We start from the raw sequence: 18,680 nt of genomic DNA, 5'->3' as shown, positions 1-18,680 counted from the left end.
GCGCATACATCTATTGACGTTAACGTTAACGTGAACTATTTTCGCGGCCGAGTTTCAATCAATCGACAGGACTAGGAGTTTCGCGATGCAGATCGAGAACGGCGTATTCGTGGTAACCGGCGGTGGTTCGGGCCTGGGGGCGGCAACGGCGCGCATGCTGGTCGAAGCCGGTGGTCGTGTGGTGCTGGCCGACGTCAATCGTGAGGCGGGCGAGGCAGTGGCGGCCGAGCTTGGTGCCGCAGCGGCTTTCGTGATGACGGATGTGACCGATGAGGCAAGCGCAAAGGCGGCCATCGATCGCGCCGTGTCCGGCTTCGGCGGACTGAATGGTCTCGTCAGCTGCGCGGGCGTGGCGCCTGCAGAGAAGGTGGTGGGGCGTGAAGCGCCGCATCGGCTCGAGTCGTTCGCACGCACGGTGTCGATCAACCTGATCGGCACCTTCAACATGATCCGCCTTGCAGCCGACGTGATGAGCAAGGCCGCGCCCAATGAGGGCGGCGAGCGTGGCGTGATCGTCAGCACCGCGTCGGTTGCGGCGTTCGACGGCCAGATCGGGCAGGCAGCCTACGCCTCTTCGAAGGCGGGCGTGGTTGGTCTGACCCTGCCGGTGGCACGCGAACTGTCGCGCTTCGGCATCCGGGTGATGACGATCGCCCCGGGCATCATGGAAACGCCGATGCTGATGGGCATGCCGCAGGAAGTGCAGGACTCGCTGGGCAAGATGGTTCCGTTCCCGTCCCGTCTCGGCAAGCCCGCCGAATTCGCCGGACTGGTGCGCCACATCATCGAGAATGCCTACCTGAACGGCGAGGTGATCCGCCTCGACGGCGCGATCCGCATGGCGGCGAAGTAACCGCCGCATTCCCCCTGTCCGGCGTTGCGTCAGCATGCCGCAGCATGTTGCGGCGCAATGGCCGGGGCCGGGGAAATGTGCTAAAAACGGCTCTCCCGATTCGACCGCCCCGCAAGGACTGTCCTTGCGGGGCGGCTTTGCATTGCTGCCGATGACTGCTGCCGACCTGAGCGCTGCCCCGACCCAAGACGTGGTCGACACCGATTGTTATCACTGCGGTCTGCCGATTCCGCCCGAGACGCGCCACTACGTTCGCGTGGATGGACGTGAGCGAAGGATGTGCTGCGTCGGCTGCGAGGCGGTCGCCCAGTCCATCGTTGATAACGGCCTGGTGGATTATTACCGCCACCGCGACGCAATGCCCGAGACGCGACGCGAAGCCATGCCGGTCGAGCTGCAGGAACTGGGGCTCTTCGATCATCCCGATTTCCAGAAGAGCTTCGTACGCCCGGTAGGCGAGCACGAGCGCGAGGCCTCGCTGATCCTCGAAGGCATCACCTGTGCGGCCTGCGTGTGGCTCAACGAGAAGCACGTTGCCCGTCAGGACGGCGTCTCCGCGGTCGAGATCAACTATGCGACGCGCCGTGCCCGCGTGCGCTGGGACGAGCGCAAGATCAAGCTGTCGGACATCCTCGGTGCCATCCAGGCGATCGGTTACCGCGCCTATCCGTACGACGCCGAGCGCTCCGAACAGATCGCCGACCGCGAACGTCGCTCGATGCTGTGGCGGGTCTTTGTCGCCGGCTTCGGCATGATGCAGGTCATGATGTACGCCTTCCCCGTCTACGTGGCGAGGGATGGCGACATGACCTGGGACATCGAGCAGTTGCTGCGCTGGGCCAGCCTGCTGCTGACCCTGCCGGTGGTGCTGTACTCGGCCGCGCCCTTCTTTCAGCGGGCCTGGCGCGATGTTCGCCTGCGCCGGCTCGGCATGGACGTGCCGGTCGCGGTCGGGGTGGGCAGCGCATTTCTTGCCAGCCTGTGGGCGACACTGACCGATGGGCCCGAGGTGTATTTCGACTCGGTCACGATGTTCGTCTTCTTCCTGCTCGGCGGCCGCTATCTCGAGATGATCGCGCGCCAGAAGGCGGTGCGCGGCGTCGAAGAACTGGGCAAGGTGCTGCCATCCTTCGCCGAGCGCCTCGCTGGCTGGCCCGCTCAGACGACGGGTGACCGCGTGCCGACGGCGCAACTCGAGCCTGGGGACATCCTGCGGGTGCGGCCGGGTGAGGTGATTCCGGCCGATGGCGTGGTCGTGGATGGCGTTGGCGAGGTCAATGAGGCGCTGCTGACTGGCGAGAGCGTGCCCATCGCCAAGCGCGCGGGGGACAGCCTGACCGGTGGCAGCATCAACGTGTCGTCCCCGCTGCTGTTCCGGGTGGAGCACGTGGGCGACGCCACGCGCCTCGCCGCGATTCGTCGCCTGATGGAGCGCGCTGCGACCGAGAAGCCTCGTGTCGCGACGCAGTCGGACAGGGTCGCAGCCTGGTTCATCGTCACGCTGCTGGTCCTTGCGTCCATCACGGGCGTCGCCTGGTACTTCATCGACAGCGAGCGGGCGTTGTGGGTGTTCGTGTCGGTGCTGGTGGTCGCCTGTCCCTGTGCGCTGTCGCTGGCCACGCCGACCGCGCTGACAGTGGGTACCGACGCGATGGCGCGCATGGGTGTGCTGGTCACCCGCGGCCACGCGATCGAAACCCTGGCCCATGCCAATCATTTCGTGTTCGACAAGACGGGCACCCTGACCCATGGCCGGATGCGGCTCGAGGAGGTTCTGCCGCTCGGTGAGCGTGGCGCCGATGAACTGATCGCGGTCGCGGCAGCGATAGAACAGGGGTCCGAGCATCCGGTTGCTGCGGGCTTGCGCGAGGCCGCGGCCGGATTCGCCTTGCCCGAGGTTGCCGGGCTCCGGGCAGAAACGGGGCAGGGTATGCAGGGGCTGATCGACGGCAGGCGGGTCTGGATCGGCCGCCCCTTGTATGTGGCGGAGTCGGCCGGACTTTCAATGCCGCAGGGTCTCGACGCCTTTTCCGCCACTGGCGGCACGGTCGTGGCGCTGGCGGCGGAGGGCGGCTGGCTTGGCGCCTTCCGCCTGGCCGATACCTTGCGCGACGAGGCGCCGGTGCTCGCGCAGCGTCTTGCCCGTGAGGGTACGGCGGTGTCGGTGCTGTCCGGTGACTCGCCCGCCGTCGTCGCCTCGGTCGCAGCTTCGCTCGGCGTTGGCGATGCGCATGGCGGCATGACGCCGCAGGGCAAGCAGGCGTGGATCGCCGAGCGGCAGAAGGACGCCGGGACGGTCGTGGCGATGGTCGGCGATGGCGTGAACGACGCGCCGGTGCTCGCGCAGGCGCACGTGTCGGTCGCGATGGGTGGCGGTACGGATCTCGCGCGGAACCAGGCCGACATTGTGCTGCTCAGCGAGAACCTCGCCAGCCTCGGCCGCGCAATCGAGCTTTCACGCAAGACGCTGCGCATCATCCGCCAGAACCTGTGGTGGTCCTTCACCTACAACTTCACTTCGGTGCCGCTTGCGATGGCAGGCCTGGTCACGCCCTGGATGGCCGGCATCGGCATGGCGGCCAGTTCGCTGCTGGTGGTGCTCAATGCGATGCGCCTGCAACGCGTGCCGCGTGGCGAGTGAGTCCCGGATCGCGGAAACGACATGGAAAGCCTCTACATCCTCATTCCCATCTCGATCGTGCTGGTGTTCATCATCGGCGTCCTGTTCTGGTGGTCGCTGCGAAACGGGCAGTACGACGACATGGAAGGGCCTGCCTACAGGATGTTGATGGATGACCGCGACGAGGGGCGGCCGGCTCCGGATGAGGCATCGACGCCACAGGCGGGACGAGGTGCCGACCCACAGAGGCGGGACTGACCGCGCCCCAGGTTGCGCGAATCGGTTGACCTAGGTCAACTCTGCGCAGTGAAGAATAGGCATACTGGCGCCATTGGTATTGAGCGTCCCGAAACGGGGGTGTTCGTACCGCTGGGTTTTATGTCTCTCTGTTGGGGTTGGGGGTGCGTTCATTCGCACCCTTTTTTTTGCGCTTGCGACGTGCAGCAGATCGTGGTGGGAGAGCATTGATTCGAGCGGTGTGCCACACGCGATGATCGTGCCCGGAGTTCGATTGCTTCCGCCGGGTGCCGCACTGCAATACAATGTTGATCTGTATCAAATTGAGGTTCCGGCCTCCGCGTATTCTTCGTGCCGACGTCGCCGGGGAGTCCGTTCGCGGTCGGGTGGCGTTGCTCAAAAAGGGGTTTTCAACTAAGAGGTGACTCACATGCAATCGCAAGCGACTTATAACTATAAAGTCGTGCGCCAGTTCGCCATCATGACGGTGGTATGGGGCATCGTGGGCATGCTGGTCGGTGTCATCGCCGCAGCACAGCTCGTGTGGCCTGAACTGAACGTTCACGAATTCCTGCATTTCGGCAGGCTCCGTCCGCTTCACACCAACGCGGTGATCTTCGCGTTTGGCGGTTGCGCGCTGTTCGCCACGTCCTACTACGTGGTGCAGCGGACCTGTCATACCCGTCTGTTTGCGCCCGGTCTGGCGGCCTTCACCTTCTGGGGCTGGCAGCTCGTCATCGTGCTGGCTGCGATCACCCTGCCGCTCGGCTACACGACCTCCAAGGAGTACGCCGAACTCGAGTGGCCGATCGACATCCTGATCGCCATCGTGTGGGTGTCCTACGCGATCGTGTTCTTTGGCACCATCGCCAAGCGCAAGATCTCGCACATCTACGTCGCCAACTGGTTCTTCGGCGCCTTCATCCTGACCGTCGCGCTGCTGCACATCGTCAACAGCGCCGCGATCCCGGTGTCGCTGACCAGCATGAAGTCCTACTCCGCCTATGCGGGCGTGCAGGACGCGATGGTGCAGTGGTGGTACGGCCACAACGCGGTGGGCTTCTTCCTGACCGCAGGCTTCCTCGGCATGATGTACTACTTCGTCCCGAAGCAGGCCGACCGTCCGGTGTATTCGTATCGCCTGTCCGTCGTCCACTTCTGGGCGCTGATCTTCACGTACATGTGGGCGGGTCCGCACCACCTGCATTACACCGCGCTGCCTGACTGGACCCAGTCCGTCGGCATGGTGTTCTCGCTGATCCTGCTGGCGCCGTCCTGGGGTGGCATGATCAACGGCATCATGACCCTGTCGGGCGCCTGGCATAAGCTGCGTACCGACCCGATCCTGAAGTTCCTGATCACCTCGCTGTCCTTCTACGGCATGTCGACCTTCGAAGGTCCGATGATGTCGGTGAAGACCGTGAATGCGCTGTCGCACTACACCGACTGGACCGTCGGCCACGTGCACTCCGGTGCGCTGGGCTGGGTGGCGATGATCTCGATCGGCGCGATCTACTTCCTGCTGCCGCGTCTGTATGGCAAGACCGAGATGTACAGCGTCAAGCTGATCAACGCCCACTTCTGGATCGCCACCATCGGTGTCGTGCTCTACATCGCCTCGATGTGGATTGCCGGCGTGATGCAGGGTCTGATGTGGCGCGCGACCAACCCGGACGGCACGCTGACCTACTCCTTCGTCGAGAGTGTGAAGGCCAGCTATCCGTTCTGGACTATCCGCTTCATCGGCGGCGCGCTGTTCCTCTTCGGCATGGTGCTCATGTTCTACAACATGGTGAAGACCATCGCCGGCCAAAAGGCCTACGACGCTCCGGTGCTTGCCCCCGCAGCCGCCCACGCCTGATCGGAGACCAAGAACATGGCTCAATCGAAACACGAAAAAGTTGAACGCAACGTATTCCTCATGATCGTCCTCACGCTGCTCACCGTCAGCGTGGGCGGCCTCGTGGAAATCGTGCCGCTGTTCTTCCAGCACTCGACGACCTCGCCCATCGGTCCGGGCGGCAAGCAATTGGACGTCAAGCCCTATGACCCCGTTCGCCTGGTCGGTCGCGACATCTACATCCGCGAAGGCTGCTACAACTGCCACTCGCAGATGATCCGTCCGTTCCGTGCCGAGACCGAGCGTTATGGCCACTACTCGGTGGCGGGCGAGTCGATCTACGACCACCCGTTCCAGTGGGGTTCGAAGCGTACCGGTCCCGACCTAGCCCGCGTCGGCGGTCGCTACTCGGACGAGTGGCAACGTGTTCACCTGCTGAACCCGCGTGACGTCGTTCCCGAGTCGAACATGCCCGCGTTCCCCTGGCTCGATCGTCCGGTCAAGGCCGACGACATCCAGGACAAGATGCGCGCGCTGAACAAGGTCGGCCTGCACAAGTACAGCGACGAGGAGATTGCCGCCGCGCCTGCCGCGCTGGAAGGCAAGACCGAACTCGACGCTGTCGTTGCCTACCTGCAAGGGTTGGGCAAGGCTCTGCAGAACGTGAGGTAAGGAAGGGGACGCGCCGTGGATATCAACGATTTCAGAAGTCTGATCACCGTACTTGGCCTGCTGTGCTTCCTGGGCATCTGCTACTGGGCATACAGCAAGCACGCCAAGGCGGGTTTCGATGAGGCGGCGCGTCTGCCCCTGACCGATGACGACGTGCCAGCCGCCGGCGGCTGGCAAGACAAAGAGGGAAAAGCAAATGGCTGACTTTATCAGCGGTTTCTGGAACATGTATGTGATGGTCCTCGTGGCCCTCTCCATCCTGTTCTGTGTGTTCGTGCTGGTGTCGAACATGACCAAGCGCGAGAAGGGGCCGGTCGAGCTGCACGGCCACGTGTGGGACGAGACGCTCGCCGAGTACAACAACCCGCTGCCGCGCTGGTGGATGTATCTGTTCTGGATCACCATCGTCTTCGGGATCGTGTACCTGGCCATCTACCCCGGCTTCGGTAACAAGAACGAGCACCGCGGGCAGTGGAGCCAGTACGAAGCCGAGATGAAGGCCGCCGACGAGAAGTACGGCCCGATCTTCGCCAAGTACAAGAGCATGGACCTGATGGCGGTTGCCGCCGACCCCGAAGCGAACGCGATGGGGCAGCGCATGTTCCTGACCTACTGCGCGCAGTGCCACGGTTCGGCTGCTCAGGGCGCGAAGAGCTTCCCGAACCTGACCGACGATGAGTGGCTGTGGGGCGGTGAGCCCGAGACCATCAAGACCACCATCATGGGTGGCCGCATGGGCGTGATGCCGCCGTTCGGACCGGCCCTGGGTGCGGAAGGCGTGAAGGACGTCGCCAACTACGTGCGTTCGCTGTCGGGTCTGGCACATGACTCGCTGCGCGCGCAGCGCGGTGCCGATCTGTTCGCGACCAACTGTGTGGCCTGCCACGGTGCGGACGGCAAGGGCAACCCGATGCTGGGCGCGCCGAACCTGACGAACAAGTCGTGGCTGTATGGCTCGTCCGAGGCCGTGATCATCGAGACGGTGACCAATGGTCGCAACAACCAAATGCCGGCCTTCGGCGAGTTCCTCGGCGAGGACAAGGTGCATCTGCTGGCTGCCTACGTGCTGAGCATGCACAAGAAGTAATGTAGTACTGCAGTTCCGACCCGGGGGGAGGGGGTCCCCCCGGAGTTTTCAGTAAGAATAAAAACAATAAATCATCGGTGAACGACCATGAACAGCTCGACCCCACAGCCGCAGCAAGCGGCTAAACCGACTTCCCCCGAATCTGCCGACACGCTTTACGAGTCGCGCAAGAAACTCTACGTACGTGCCGTCACTGGCGTGTTCGCCAACTGGCGGTGGGCGCTGGTTTGGATCACCCAGATCATCTTCTACGGCTTGCCCTGGCTGTCCTGGAACGACCGTCAGGCCTTCCTGCTGCATCTCACCGAGCGCAAGTTCTACATCTTCGGCTGGGTCTTCTGGCCGCAGGATGTGTTTTTCCTCGCCATCCTGCTGATCATCTCGGCCTACGCGCTGTTCTTCTTCACCGCGATCGCCGGTCGTCTATGGTGTGGCTACGCCTGTCCGCAGACGGTGTATACCGAGATCTTCATGTGGATCGAGCAGAAGATCGAAGGCGACCACATCAAGCGCCAGAAGCTCGACCAGGCGCCGATGAATGGCGAGAAGCTGCTGCGCCGAGGCACCAAGTTCGTGGTCTGGGCACTGGTGGCCTTGTGGACCGGCTTCACGTTCGTCGCCTACTTCTCGCCGCTCGACGAACTGCTGCGGTCTGTCACCACCTTCGGCTTCGGACCGTGGGAGCTGTTCTGGATCCTGTTCTACGGGGCCTTTACCTTCCTGTTCGCTGGCGTCATGCGTGAGCAGGTGTGCAAGTACATGTGCCCCTACGCCCGCTTCCAGGCGGTGATGTTCGACCCAGATACGCTGGTCATCACTTATGACGAGGAGCGCGGCGAGCCGCGCGGCACGCGCAAGAAGGGCATCGATCCGCGCACGGTGAGCAAGGGTGACTGCATCGACTGCGGCATCTGCGTGCAGGTTTGTCCCACAGGCATCGACATCCGCAAGGGCTTGCAGTACGAATGCATCGGCTGTGCCGCGTGCATCGACGCCTGCGACCAGGTGATGGACAAGATGAACTACCCACGCGGGCTTATCCGTTACACGACCGAGAACGCGCTCAAGAAGCATTGGGGCAGCAAGGAGATCCTCGCTCACGTGCTGCGTCCGCGCACCCTGATCTACGGCACGATTCTGGTGGCGATCAGCCTGGCCTTCGTCTGGGGGCTGGCGACCCGTGACCCGCTGCGCGTCGATGTGATCCGCGATCGTGCATCGCTGGCGCGCGAGGTCGAGGACGGCCAGATTGAGAACGTGTATCGCCTGCAGGTCATGAACATGACCGAGGCGCCGCGCGCATTCCGCTTCGAGGTGTCCGGCCTGCCGGGCGTGAAGATCGGAGGCGAGCAGCGTGTGGAGGTCGCGCCGGCGTCCACGCAGGCCGTTACCCTGCAGGTGCTCGTGCCGTACGATGCGGGCAAGCCGGGCTCCAACCCGATCCACTTCCAGGTCACGGCCGAGGACGATTCGTCCCTGTCCGTGCGTGAGGAAACCACTTTCTTGTTGCCGCGCTGACGTGAGTACGACATTGACTGAAAAGAAACCCACGCCCTGGTATCGACAAGGCTGGCCCTGGTTCCTGATCGCGCTGCCGGCAACGGCAGTGGTCGCCGGGATCATTACGCTTGTCATCGCGGCGCGTACCTTCGACGGCATGGTGGTCGACGACTATTACAAGGAAGGGCGCGCGATCGTGCAAACGCTGGACCGCGTCGAGCGGGCCAGCGCGCTGGGGCTTGTGGCGGACCTCAAGCTTCGTAGCGACTCGGTGCGAATCGAACTCAGCGCCCTGCACGCGGACGACCTGCCCGCGCGTGCGATCCTGACCGTCATCCACCCGACGCGTGATGGCCAGGATCAGGAGATCATCATGACCGGCGCAGGCGGCGTGTACGAAGGCAGGCTCGCGCCGCTGAGTACCGGTCGCTGGCTGTTCCAATTAGAAGACGAGTCCCGCAGCTGGAGAATGAACGGGGCCGCATACCTCCCGACAGAGACGGAAATCCGGATTGACCCATCAAGTTCCTAACCTGTCTGTTTAAACGTGGAGGTGTACCATGGCCTGGGATCTTCTGATCAGTAGCGATATCGGTCTGCTCAGCTTGTTCACGATCGGCTTCATCCTCGTGATGGCTGTCTATCTCGTGCGATTCGCCAAGCGGAACATCGCGGAGGACGAGCAGAAGGCGAAGCTGGGGCGGTAAGCGTCCTGTCTTGAGGTTCACGGTTTAGGAGAAGCGCGATGCTCAAATGGATACAGGTGCTGTGGCCGTCCTTCCTGGTGGCCATGGTGGCAGAGGCGGTCTTCTTCACCGTGATCGACCCGCAGGAGCTTTACTTGTTCGGTCAGCCGGTGCATTTCGGGCCGCTGGCAACCTATTCGATCGGTTTTCTCGGGTTCTGGCTGGTGTGTGCGGCTTCGAGCCTGAGTACGATCTTTCTTCAGCGCGGTTCCGCCGAGCTCAATCGGCGGCGTTGATGAGTACCAAAGCAAAACGGCCCTTGCGGGCCGTTTTGCTTTCATGGTGCCAGTTCAGCGATAGACCAGCACAGGGGTCTTGCTGTGGGTCAGCACCTTCTGCGTTTCGCTGCCGAGCAGCAGTCCGGCGATGCCGCGACGGCCGTGCGAAGCCATGAAGATGAGGTCGCAGCCGTGGCGGTCCGCGGCGTCGATGATCGCTTCGTAAGGGACTTCATTCACGACGGTATCGGTTGCTGCCGAGACGCCCTCCGCATCTGCGACCGCCTTGGCCTTGGCGAGGATTCCCTGCGCTTCGGCAGCGGCCGACTTGGCGAACTGTTCGGGGGTGGTGGGGTCGATCAGGGCGCCCTCGCCGTAGATCGGCATCGGGAAATCGGGCTGGGCATAGAAGAAGGTAATGCGCGCTCCGGCTTCGCGTGCGAAGGTGACGGCGCGGGACACCGTGCCTTCCGATAGGCTGGAGCCGTCGGTCGGAACGAGAATGTGTTTGAACATGGCGGAAGTTCTCCTGTCGGTTGTTACGGGATTGATTATAGCGACCTGACGGTCCTCATCTGGCTTGATGACGGTCAAACGTGTGCCTGCTTGCAAGGCGCATTGTTCGAAATAGGGAGGAGAACACGGTGAAACTCAGTTTTTTCGGTGCGGCGGGCGAAGTGACAGGGTCCTGCCTCCGTGTTGATCATGCGCACGGAACCTTTCTGGTGGACTGCGGATTGTTCCAGGGGGGACGGCAGGCCGAGGTGAAGAACCGGCAGGCGCTCGACTTCGATCTGAAACGCATCGATTTCGTGCTGCTGACGCATGCCCATCTCGATCATAGCGGCCTCATTCCCAGACTCGTCGCGCTCGGCTACAAGGGGCCGGTCTATGCGACCCCGGCGACCGTGGACCTGCTCGAGATCATGCTGATGGACGCCGCGCACATTCAGGAGAAGGAGGCCGAATGGGCCTTGCGCCATGCGCGTAACCGGCAGGCGCGTCATCGCGTCGAGATGACGCCGCTCTACACGGTCGAGCAGGCTCGCGCCAGCCTGGGCCGGCTGAAGGCCGTGCCCTACGAAACGGACTGCCACCCCGGCGCAGGAGTGAGTTTCCGCTTCCGCGAGGCCGGTCACATCCTGGGTTCGGCGATCATCGAGATCGATGTGGGCGAGGGCAGCGGCCTGCGCCGGCTCGTCGTGTCGGGTGACCTCGGGCAGCCGATGCGCCCGGTGCTGCGTGACCCGGTGCGCGTCGAACGCGCCGACGTGCTGTGCGTGGAGTCCACCTACGGCAATCGTGCCCACCGATCCTTCAACGCCACGCTTGACGAACTGGCGGATGCCATCAAGCAGACGCTGGTGGGGCGCGGAGGCAACGTCATCATTCCCGCGTTCGCGGTCGGTCGTACGCAGGAGATCCTGTTCGTGCTGGCCGACCTGGTTCGCGCCGGACGCATCGGGCCACTGAAGGTCGTCGTCGACTCGCCGATGGCTTCGGCAGTGACGGCACTGACTGTCCGTCACCGCGAACTGTGGGACGAGGACACGCGTCAGCTCTTCGCGTGGTCGCAGGAAAATGGTGCTCGATTCGATGTCCGTTTCGTTCAGGATGTCGAGGAGTCCATGGCCCTCAACAGCGTCAAGGGCGGCCTTGTGATCATTTCCGCGAGCGGCATGTGCGATGCGGGGCGGGTTCGTCATCATCTGCGCTACAACCTCGGGCGCAGCGAGTGCTCGATCGTCATTGCCGGTTTTCAGGCGGCTGGTACGCTGGGGCGCCGGCTGGTGGATGGCGCAAGACAGGTCAGCCTGTTCGGTGAACGGGTGCCGGTGCGGGCTCGGATCCATACCATTGGCGGGCTGTCCGCGCATGCCGACCAGCCAGCGCTGCTCGACTGGCTTGCACATATCAAGCAGCCGCCGCAACGGACCTTCGTCGTGCATGGCGAGCCACTGGGTGCGATGGCGCTTGCCGATGCGATACATGCGAGGCTCGGCTGGCCGGCGCCGGTGGTGCCCGAGCCGGGCGTAAACTATCCGATCCCCTGATGCGAGGAGAACGACGTGACCAGCGATAACAGTCATCCACCGTCCGACAGCGGCCGACGAAGCCAGAGTCGGGCTGGAGCGCCCAATGGCCCGGAAATGGTGCGCAACTTCCATCGGCTGCGCGAGAGCGTTGCCGACGCAATCGACCCACTCGGTATGTCCGCCCCGATCGTGCATGCCCAGCTGGCCTGGCTGGCGCATCCGCAGGAGCTCGCCGAGCGCGCGGTACGCCTGTCGAACGATCTGTGGCGCCTGCAGTGGCATACCCTTGACCGGATGCTGGGCGTACCCAGCCAGGATCCCATCGCGCCGAATGCGGACGATGCGCGCTTCGCCGATCCGGTATGGACCGAATCGCCGACCTGGGACTTGATCAAGGAGTGGTACCTCGCGTTCACGCATCACACGCAGGACATGCTGTACGACACGCCCGCGCTTTCCAGCAAGGAGCGGCGCCGGGCTGCCTTCTGGTGGCGAAAGTGGCTCAATGCGGTGGCGCCCACCAACTACCTGCTCACCAACCCGGTGGCGATGCGCAAGGCCATCGAGACACGGGGCGACAGTCTCGTGCGGGGCTTCCGCAATTTCCTCGACGATCTCCAGGCCGGCAACGTCCGCATGACCGACCCCGAGGACTTCAAGGTCGGCGAGAATCTCGCCACCACGCCGGGCGCGGTCGTGTTCCGCAACCGGCTGCTCGAAGTCATCCACTACGCGCCGACCCAGCCGCGCGTGCATGCCGAACCTGTCGTCATCGTCACGCCGTGGATCAACAAGTTCTACGTGCTTGACCTCGTGCCGAAGAAGAGCATGATCCGCTTCCTGCTCGACCAGGGCCTGGACGTCTTCATCACGAGCTGGAAGAACCCGGATGCGTCGATGCGGGACGTCGGTTTCGACGACTACCTGCTGGACGGCGTCGACACGATCGTGCGCGTGGCGCGTGAGTTTGCCGGCGTGGAGCGCGTGCATGCGGTCGGTTACTGCATCGGCGGCACGGCGCTCGCGATGTACATGGCCTGGGCGAACCGCCACTATGCCCCGGACGCCATGCCAGTCGCCGACTGGACCCTGTTCACGACGCTGGTGGATTTCCACAAGCCCGGCGACATCGAGGTCTTCATCGACGAGAGCAGTATCGACTATCTGTGCGATCGGATGGCACGCAAGGGTTACCTGGATGGTGCGGAGATGGCGGCATCGTTCCGGCTGCTGCGCTCGAACAGCCTGATCTGGCACTACGTCGTGCAGGGCTGGCTGTACGGTGATTCGCCGCCTCCGTTCGACGTGCTGTATTGGAACATGGACACCACGCGCATGCCGTACGCGATGCACGCGTGGTACCTGCGCGAGCTCTACCTGCACAATCGCCTCATCCAGACCAATGCGCTGCAGGTGGCCGGCGAGACGCTCGACCTGTCGGTGATCCGGCAGCCGCTCTACGCGGTGTCCGCGGAGGACGATCACATCGCGCCGTGGCGCCAGACCTTCGCGGTCAACAACCACGTCGTCGGCAACAAGCGCTTCGTGCTGTCGAGCTCGGGGCACATCCTCGGCATCGTCAACCCCGTCGTGCATCCGCCGAAGCGGCGCTATTGGGCGGCCGACGCCCAGCGCTCGGACACGACAGACTCGTGGCGCAGGCGCGCGGAAGAGCATGCCGGCAGCTGGTGGGAGGACTGGATGCGCTGGCTCAAGCCGCGCGCGGGGGACGAGGTGGAGGCGCGTCCGGCCGCCAGCAAGCGCTTCCCGGCGCTGTGCGCGGCACCGGGCAGCTACGTGCTCGAGAAGTAGCGGGCAGTCCTCAGGCCTGGTAGCGGGCGAGGCGGGTCGGGTCGTGCAAGGTGATGCGTTTGCCCTGAACGCTGATCAGGCCCGATTCGCTGAGGTCGTGAAAGATGCGCGACAGGGTTTCGGGCGTCAGGTTCAGGCGTGAAGCGATGACCTGCTTGCTGGTCGGCAGCGCGATCTCGCACGGCGTGTCGCTGTCGGCGACCTGCAGCAGGTAGCCGATCACACGCTGGATGCTCGAGCGCAGCGAATAGGTCTCCACGTCCTGGATCAGCCCGTGCAGGCGGATGGCCATGCCGGCGAGGAGCTTGTGCGCGAAGGTGGAGTCCTGGTCGATCAGCTCGGTGACCACGGCCTGGCCGACGTGGATCAGCAGTGTTTCGGTCAGCGCTTCGGCGAACACCGGATAGGGCTTGTTCATGAACATCACGGCCTCTCCGAAGCTCTGCATCGGGCCGATGATCTCCACGACCTTCTCGGTCCCCTGTGGCGACGAAAAGGCGAGCTTGACCTGACCCGAGACGACGAAGTAAAAGCCATGCGGCTGGTCGCCGCGCTGGAACAGCACCTCGCCACGCCCGATGTGGCGGTCACGCGTGTAGCGCGCGACAAGCTCGAGATCGGTGTCCGAGAGTTCGCTGAACAGCGGGATGCGCTTGAGCAGCGCAGGGAGGTCGAGGGCGGCGTGGGTCATGTCCGTGCGTTCCTGGGTGGAAGCGATCTCATTATTGACGGCAATTCTAATCGACCCCGGGGTGCAGCGCGGCACGCGCAATGCCGGTCCGGGTGGGAGTACGCATGTATTTCGCAATCAAGCACCTTCATGTCACCTGCGTGGTGCTCAGCGCCATCGGGTTCCTGCTGCGCGGCTTCTGGATGATGACGGGCAGCCCGCGCCTGAACGCCCTGCCGGTACGGGTGCTGCCTCACGTCATCGACAGCGCCCTGTTGCTGAGTGCGATAGCGCTGGCGGTCATGATCCAGCAGTATCCCTTCGACGCAGGGTGGGTGACGGCAAAGGTGTTCGGCCTGATTGCCTACATCCTGCTCGGCACGGTTGCGCTGAAGCGCGGCAGGACGAAGGGGATCCGGCTCGGCGCCTTCGCCGCCGCATTGCTGGTGTATGCGTGGATCGCCTCGGTGGCACTGACCAAGAATGTCGCAGGTTACCTGGCGGTTGCCGCCTGATCGCCGGGCGCGCCTCAGCGCCCGCTGCCGGCCGTCTGGTGCTGGATGAGCTTGCGCAGGCCGGCGGTATCCAGCAGGCGGATGTGCTTCTGCTGCACGGCGATCAGGCCTTCTTCCTGGAAGCGCGAGAAGGCGCGTGACACGGTCTCGAGCTTGAGCCCGAGATAGGAGCCGATTTCCTCGCGCGTCATGCGCAGGTGGAACTCGGCCGCCGAAAAACCGCGTGCGGTGAAGCGCTGCGACATGTTGAGCAGGAAGGCCGCCAGGCGCTCCTCGGCGCGCATCGAGCCGAGCAGCATCATCACGCCGTGGTCGCGCACGATCTCACGGCTCATGACCTTGTGGAACTGATGCTGCAGGCCTTCGACCTCGTGGGACAGCTGTTCGAGCTTGGCGTAGGGGATCACGCACACCTCGCTGTCTTCCAGCGCGACGGCGTTGCAACTGTGCGTCTCGGTGCTGATGCCGTCCAGACCGAGGATCTCCCCGGTCATCTGGAAGCCGGTCACCTGGTCGCGACCATCTTCGAGCAGCACGTCGGTCTTGAACGAGCCCGCACGGATCGCGTAGATCGCCTCGAAGGTGTCTCCCGCGCGGTAGAGGTTCTGCTGGCGCTTCACCTTGCGTCGCGCACCCACCAGTTCATCCAGGCGGCTCAGTTCGCTGTCGGGCATGCCGAAGGGCAGGCACAGTTCCACAAGATTACACTGCGAACAGGCGGTCTTGAGCCCGCTCACGGTAATTGCCACGCTTGCCCTCATCTGCACGATAATCCCGTCATCCCGACTCACAGAGTCCAAAACGCGGTTTAACAGTGTCCCCGGCTGGCATCACCATGGCCGTTGATCCACGTCAACCAAAAATTTGCGCTGGTCTGCCATTGTTAGGCACACACAGTAGCAGCAAGATCATGACCGAACAGAACGAACTCATCTTCGATCCGCAGCTGATCCGTCGATTCGACATCAACGGGCCGCGGTATACCTCTTACCCGACCGCGGATCGCTTTGTCGAGGCTTTCAATGCCGACGCGCTCAAGCACTGGCTTGCAAATCGGGCCATTGGCGGCGTCAGCAAACCGCTCTCATTATACTTCCATATCCCATTTTGTAACACGATCTGTTATTACTGCGCCTGCAACAAGATCATAACCAAGGATCATGGGCGTTCAGCCAAGTACCTGAAATACCTGGCTAAAGAGATCGCGATGCAAGCGGCCTGCCTGCAGGGCAGCCGCCAGGTGACGCAGTTGCACCTGGGGGGCGGCACGCCGACCTTCCTCTCGCATGACGAAATGCGGCAACTGATGGCCTCGGTCCGCGAGCACTTCACCTTGGTGCCCAACGGCGAATATTCGATCGAGGTCGATCCGCGCAAGGTCGATTTCGACACCGTCAAGTTGCTGGCCGAGCTTGGTTTCAACCGCATGAGCGTCGGCGTGCAGGACTTCGCCGAAGACGTGCAGCAGGCCGTCAACCGCATCCAGAGCTTCGACGAGACCAAGCTCGTCATCGATGCAGCGCGCGCCACTGGCTTCAAGTCGGTCAGCATGGACCTGATCTATGGCCTGCCGAAACAGAACGTCATCAGCTTCAACCGTACGCTCGAACAGGTGCTCGAGATCTCGCCCGATCGCATCTCGCTTTACAGCTATGCGCATCTGCCCGGCCTGTTCAAGCCGCAGCGTCGCATCTTCATGAGCGACATGCCGACGCCGGACACCAAGCTGCAGTTGCTGCAACTGGGTATCCGCCGCCTGACCGAGGCGGGCTATGTCTATATCGGCATGGACCATTTCGCCAAGCCCAACGACGAACTCACCGTCGCGCAGCGCCAGGGGCGCCTGCATCGCAACTTCCAGGGCTACTCGACACAGGCCGAGTGCGATCTGCTCGCCTTCGGCGTGTCGGCCATCGGCAAGATCGGCCCGGTGTATGCGCAGAACGTGAAGACGCTGGACGAGTACTACGACGCGCTCGACCGCGATGAGCTGCCGGTGCTGCGTGGCATCGAGCTCACCGCCGACGACTTGCTGCGGCGCGCGATCATCCAGGCGCTGATGTGCCATTTCGAACTGTCGATGCAGTCGATCGAGATCGCCCACCTGATCAACTTCCGGGAGTACTTCGCCGAGGAACTGACCGAACTTGCGGAGATGGAGAAGGCGGGGCTGGTCAAGATCGACGGAGACTGGATCAGCGTGCAGCCCGGGGGGCGCTTGCTGGTGCGCGGCATCGCGATGGTGTTCGACCGCTATCTGCGGGCCGACCGCGAGCGCGCGCGCTACTCGCGCGTGATCTGAACCTTGCGGCAACGCAGCGTAGAATGAGGCTTTGCAGCAGCGGGGCCTTTTCTTCTCATGCCTGAAACCGGTTATTTCGCTGTCTTCCTGATCGGCCTGCTTGGTGGCACGCACTGCGTGTCGATGTGCGGCGGCATTGTCGGCGCGCTCACCGTGCAGGTGCAGACGCCCGGCAGCAAGCCGCAATGGCCGCTGCATCTGGCCTACAACCTCGGCCGCATCACCACCTACACCGCACTCGGCGGCCTGGTTGGCGCGCTCGGCTCGGTGGGCATGCTGTACGACGGCATGCTGCCGGTGCAGATGACGCTTTACGTGCTCGCCAACCTGATGCTGATCGCGCTGGGCCTCTACCTCACCGGCTTCACCCGCCTGCTGGCACCGGTCGAGCGTGCGGGGCACGTGATCTGGCGTCGCATCCAGCCGGCCACGCGGCGCTTCCTGCCGGCGCGCTCGGCCAAGCAAGCGCTGCCGCTCGGGTTGCTGTGGGGCTTCATCCCCTGCGGCCTGACCTATTCGATCCTCGCCACGGCGCTCGTCACCGGTTCCGGTGCGCGCGGCGCCGGGCTGATGCTGGCCTTCGGCCTCGGCACGCTGCCCAACCTGCTGCTGGCGGGCATGCTGTTCAAGCGTTTCCGCGATTTCACCCGCAACCCGAAGGTGCGCTTCGCCTCCGGCCTGCTGGTGCTCGGCTTCGGCGTGTTCGGGCTGTATCACGCGCCCACACTGGGCGGCGACCTGTGGAGTGGCGTGGTCTGTGTGACCTGAGTGGCTCAGCCGCCTGACAGCGCACGCAGGATGGGGCAGGGCGCACCGGCCTGCGTATCGTGGCAGCAGCGCACGAGTTCGGCCAGCGCGCGTCGCATGTCCTGAAGCTGACGAATGCGGGCGTCGATCAGCTCGATCTTCGCCATCGCCGTTTCGCGCGCGCGGTCGCGGTCCGTGTCTTCGTTGAGGGCGAGCAGGCTATCGATCTCCTCCAGCGAGAAACCAAGCTGCTGCGCGCGGCGGATCGCCTTCAGCCGCGCGAGTTCGGCCAGGCCGTACCGCCGGTAGCTGCCATGGCCCCGTTCCGGCGCGTGCAGCAAGCCGCGGCGCTGGTAGTAGCGGATGGTCTCGATGCCGACCTCGGCCTCGCGCGCCAGGGCGCCGATGGTGAATGTCCGTTCGATTTGCGTGTCCACCGGTTGACTCCGTACCTTGGTACGGGGTTTAGACTGCCGTTTGTCGAACGTTTGCGCAATACCCGAAACCATGTCCCACGCAACGCTGAACACGCCGCCCGATGCTTCCCGCACGGCGGCAACCGAATCCCTCGAACTGGCCATCGGCGGCATGACCTGCGCTGCCTGCTCGACGCGGCTGGAGAAGGTGCTCAACCGTCTGCCGGGCGTGCAGGCGAGCGTCAATCTCGCCACCGAGCGCGCCACCCTGCGCTTCGCGCCCGGCGCGCTGACGCTGGCGCAGGCCACGGCCGCGGTCGAACGCGCGGGTTTCCAGGCCAGCGACGCGCGCCAGCTTGCGCGCGAGGCCGAGCGCGCCCGCCACCGGGCCGAGTGGCGGGGGGGAATT

Annotated in this window: 21 protein-coding genes; 17 read left to right on the top strand and 4 right to left on the bottom strand. The window is 63.8% G+C overall.

What is annotated here, in order from left to right:
• Window positions 1-85: 85 nt before the first annotated feature.
• The 11 genes from C664_RS09830 to C664_RS09785 all read left to right on the top strand — a co-directional run bounded on the left by C664_RS09830 (window position 86) and on the right by C664_RS09785 (window position 9,791).
• Window positions 86-853, top strand: a complete 768-nt coding sequence (locus C664_RS09830; RefSeq protein ID WP_004258728.1) for a 3-hydroxyacyl-CoA dehydrogenase — start codon at window positions 86-88, stop codon at window positions 851-853.
• Window positions 854-1,004: 151 nt separating this feature from the next.
• Window positions 1,005-3,494 (top strand): heavy metal translocating P-type ATPase, encoded by a 2,490-nt coding sequence (locus C664_RS09825; protein ID WP_038011462.1) that lies wholly within the window; start codon window positions 1,005-1,007, stop codon window positions 3,492-3,494.
• A gap of 21 nt (window positions 3,495-3,515) precedes the next feature.
• Window positions 3,516-3,731, top strand: coding sequence for a cbb3-type cytochrome oxidase assembly protein CcoS (gene ccoS / locus C664_RS09820; protein ID WP_004258720.1), 216 nt, complete (start codon window positions 3,516-3,518; stop codon window positions 3,729-3,731).
• A gap of 409 nt (window positions 3,732-4,140) precedes the next feature.
• On the top strand, window positions 4,141-5,571 hold the full coding sequence (gene ccoN / locus C664_RS09815; protein ID WP_004258716.1) for a cytochrome-c oxidase, cbb3-type subunit I: 1,431 nt from the start codon (window positions 4,141-4,143) through the stop codon (window positions 5,569-5,571).
• 15 nt (window positions 5,572-5,586) lie between these two features.
• Window positions 5,587-6,222 (top strand): cytochrome-c oxidase, cbb3-type subunit II, encoded by a 636-nt coding sequence (gene ccoO / locus C664_RS09810; protein WP_004258712.1) that lies wholly within the window; start codon window positions 5,587-5,589, stop codon window positions 6,220-6,222.
• Window positions 6,223-6,237: 15 nt separating this feature from the next.
• Window positions 6,238-6,426, top strand: a complete 189-nt coding sequence (locus tag C664_RS09805; protein ID WP_004258709.1) for a CcoQ/FixQ family Cbb3-type cytochrome c oxidase assembly chaperone — start codon at window positions 6,238-6,240, stop codon at window positions 6,424-6,426.
• On the top strand, window positions 6,419-7,309 hold the full coding sequence (gene ccoP / locus C664_RS09800) for a cytochrome-c oxidase, cbb3-type subunit III (RefSeq protein WP_004258705.1): 891 nt from the start codon (window positions 6,419-6,421) through the stop codon (window positions 7,307-7,309). The genes C664_RS09805 and ccoP overlap by 8 nt, the downstream gene beginning before the upstream one ends.
• An 87-nt stretch (window positions 7,310-7,396) precedes the next feature.
• Window positions 7,397-8,827 (top strand): cytochrome c oxidase accessory protein CcoG, encoded by a 1,431-nt coding sequence (gene ccoG / locus C664_RS09795; protein WP_004258702.1) that lies wholly within the window; start codon window positions 7,397-7,399, stop codon window positions 8,825-8,827.
• A gap of 13 nt (window positions 8,828-8,840) precedes the next feature.
• Window positions 8,841-9,341: a FixH family protein gene (locus C664_RS09790; protein ID WP_443080629.1), complete on the top strand. Its 501-nt coding sequence runs from the start codon at window positions 8,841-8,843 to the stop codon at window positions 9,339-9,341.
• Window positions 9,342-9,369: 28 nt separating this feature from the next.
• Entirely contained in the window at window positions 9,370-9,516 is a 147-nt protein-coding gene (locus C664_RS20320) for a DUF3149 domain-containing protein (RefSeq protein WP_004258696.1), read from the top strand.
• A 38-nt stretch (window positions 9,517-9,554) separates the two neighbouring features.
• Window positions 9,555-9,791, top strand: coding sequence for a hypothetical protein (locus tag C664_RS09785; protein ID WP_004258693.1), 237 nt, complete (start codon window positions 9,555-9,557; stop codon window positions 9,789-9,791).
• 54 nt (window positions 9,792-9,845) lie between these two features.
• Here the strand turns inward: C664_RS09785 and C664_RS09780 are convergent, their stop codons facing one another.
• The gene (locus C664_RS09780) at window positions 9,846-10,289 is read right to left on the bottom strand and encodes a universal stress protein (RefSeq protein WP_004258689.1); all 444 of its coding nucleotides are present in this window, start codon (window positions 10,287-10,289) and stop codon (window positions 9,846-9,848) included.
• Between the two features lie 128 nt (window positions 10,290-10,417).
• Between C664_RS09780 and C664_RS09775 the strand changes: the two genes are divergently transcribed.
• Both C664_RS09775 and C664_RS09770 read left to right on the top strand, forming a co-directional pair.
• The gene (locus C664_RS09775) at window positions 10,418-11,827 is read left to right on the top strand and encodes an MBL fold metallo-hydrolase RNA specificity domain-containing protein (protein WP_038011458.1); all 1,410 of its coding nucleotides are present in this window, start codon (window positions 10,418-10,420) and stop codon (window positions 11,825-11,827) included.
• Between the two features lie 156 nt (window positions 11,828-11,983).
• Window positions 11,984-13,621, top strand: coding sequence for a PHA/PHB synthase family protein (locus C664_RS09770; protein WP_198291513.1), 1,638 nt, complete (start codon window positions 11,984-11,986; stop codon window positions 13,619-13,621).
• 10 nt (window positions 13,622-13,631) lie between these two features.
• Here C664_RS09770 and C664_RS09765 read toward each other — a convergent pair whose 3' ends face one another.
• Window positions 13,632-14,312 carry a Crp/Fnr family transcriptional regulator gene (locus C664_RS09765; protein ID WP_004258683.1) on the bottom strand — a complete coding sequence of 227 codons (681 nt, stop codon included), beginning with the start codon at window positions 14,310-14,312 and terminating at the stop codon, window positions 13,632-13,634.
• A 104-nt stretch (window positions 14,313-14,416) separates the two neighbouring features.
• Here C664_RS09765 and C664_RS09760 point away from each other — a divergent pair, with 104 nt between their 5' ends.
• Window positions 14,417-14,806: a SirB2 family protein gene (locus tag C664_RS09760; RefSeq protein ID WP_004258681.1), complete on the top strand. Its 390-nt coding sequence runs from the start codon at window positions 14,417-14,419 to the stop codon at window positions 14,804-14,806.
• Window positions 14,807-14,820: 14 nt separating this feature from the next.
• Here the strand turns inward: C664_RS09760 and fnr are convergent, their stop codons facing one another.
• Window positions 14,821-15,567: a fumarate/nitrate reduction transcriptional regulator Fnr gene (fnr, locus tag C664_RS09755; RefSeq protein ID WP_038011455.1), complete on the bottom strand. Its 747-nt coding sequence runs from the start codon at window positions 15,565-15,567 to the stop codon at window positions 14,821-14,823.
• A gap of 149 nt (window positions 15,568-15,716) precedes the next feature.
• Between fnr and hemN the strand changes: the two genes are divergently transcribed.
• Entirely contained in the window at window positions 15,717-17,108 is a 1,392-nt protein-coding gene (hemN, locus tag C664_RS09750; protein WP_004258661.1) for an oxygen-independent coproporphyrinogen III oxidase, read from the top strand.
• A gap of 57 nt (window positions 17,109-17,165) precedes the next feature.
• Window positions 17,166-17,876 carry a sulfite exporter TauE/SafE family protein gene (locus C664_RS09745; protein WP_004258649.1) on the top strand — a complete coding sequence of 237 codons (711 nt, stop codon included), beginning with the start codon at window positions 17,166-17,168 and terminating at the stop codon, window positions 17,874-17,876.
• Between the two features lie 5 nt (window positions 17,877-17,881).
• Here C664_RS09745 and C664_RS09740 read toward each other — a convergent pair whose 3' ends face one another.
• Complete coding sequence (locus C664_RS09740) at window positions 17,882-18,292, bottom strand: MerR family transcriptional regulator (RefSeq protein WP_004258644.1); 411 nt, start codon at window positions 18,290-18,292, stop codon at window positions 17,882-17,884.
• A 70-nt stretch (window positions 18,293-18,362) separates the two neighbouring features.
• Here C664_RS09740 and C664_RS09735 point away from each other — a divergent pair.
• Window positions 18,363-18,680: cation transporter (locus C664_RS09735; RefSeq protein ID WP_004258639.1), on the top strand; the 318-nt coding region annotated here is incomplete at its 3' end.

This window comes from Thauera sp. 63 (assembly GCF_000310165.2).
GTDB classification, from domain to species: domain Bacteria; phylum Pseudomonadota; class Gammaproteobacteria; order Burkholderiales; family Rhodocyclaceae; genus Thauera; species Thauera humireducens.
This window is presented reverse-complemented; position numbering and strand designations above follow the sequence as displayed.

Coding starts and splice junctions, on each gene's coding strand:
- hemN (WP_004258661.1), top strand. CDS start 15,717: ATGACCGAACAGAACGAACTCATCTTCGATCCGCAGCTGATCCGTCGA.
- ccoS (WP_004258720.1), top strand. CDS start 3,516: ATGGAAAGCCTCTACATCCTCATTCCCATCTCGATCGTGCTGGTGTTC.
- C664_RS09760 (WP_004258681.1), top strand. CDS start 14,417: ATGTATTTCGCAATCAAGCACCTTCATGTCACCTGCGTGGTGCTCAGC.
- ccoG (WP_004258702.1), top strand. CDS start 7,397: ATGAACAGCTCGACCCCACAGCCGCAGCAAGCGGCTAAACCGACTTCC.
- C664_RS09770 (WP_198291513.1), top strand. CDS start 11,984: ATGTCCGCCCCGATCGTGCATGCCCAGCTGGCCTGGCTGGCGCATCCG.
- C664_RS09780 (WP_004258689.1), bottom strand. CDS start 10,289: ATGTTCAAACACATTCTCGTTCCGACCGACGGCTCCAGCCTATCGGAA.
- ccoP (WP_004258705.1), top strand. CDS start 6,419: ATGGCTGACTTTATCAGCGGTTTCTGGAACATGTATGTGATGGTCCTC.
- C664_RS09785 (WP_004258693.1), top strand. CDS start 9,555: ATGCTCAAATGGATACAGGTGCTGTGGCCGTCCTTCCTGGTGGCCATG.
- fnr (WP_038011455.1), bottom strand. CDS start 15,567: ATGAGGGCAAGCGTGGCAATTACCGTGAGCGGGCTCAAGACCGCCTGT.
- C664_RS09825 (WP_038011462.1), top strand. CDS start 1,005: ATGACTGCTGCCGACCTGAGCGCTGCCCCGACCCAAGACGTGGTCGAC.
- C664_RS09745 (WP_004258649.1), top strand. CDS start 17,166: ATGCCTGAAACCGGTTATTTCGCTGTCTTCCTGATCGGCCTGCTTGGT.
- ccoO (WP_004258712.1), top strand. CDS start 5,587: ATGGCTCAATCGAAACACGAAAAAGTTGAACGCAACGTATTCCTCATG.
- C664_RS09765 (WP_004258683.1), bottom strand. CDS start 14,312: ATGACCCACGCCGCCCTCGACCTCCCTGCGCTGCTCAAGCGCATCCCG.
- C664_RS20320 (WP_004258696.1), top strand. CDS start 9,370: ATGGCCTGGGATCTTCTGATCAGTAGCGATATCGGTCTGCTCAGCTTG.
- C664_RS09830 (WP_004258728.1), top strand. CDS start 86: ATGCAGATCGAGAACGGCGTATTCGTGGTAACCGGCGGTGGTTCGGGC.
- ccoN (WP_004258716.1), top strand. CDS start 4,141: ATGCAATCGCAAGCGACTTATAACTATAAAGTCGTGCGCCAGTTCGCC.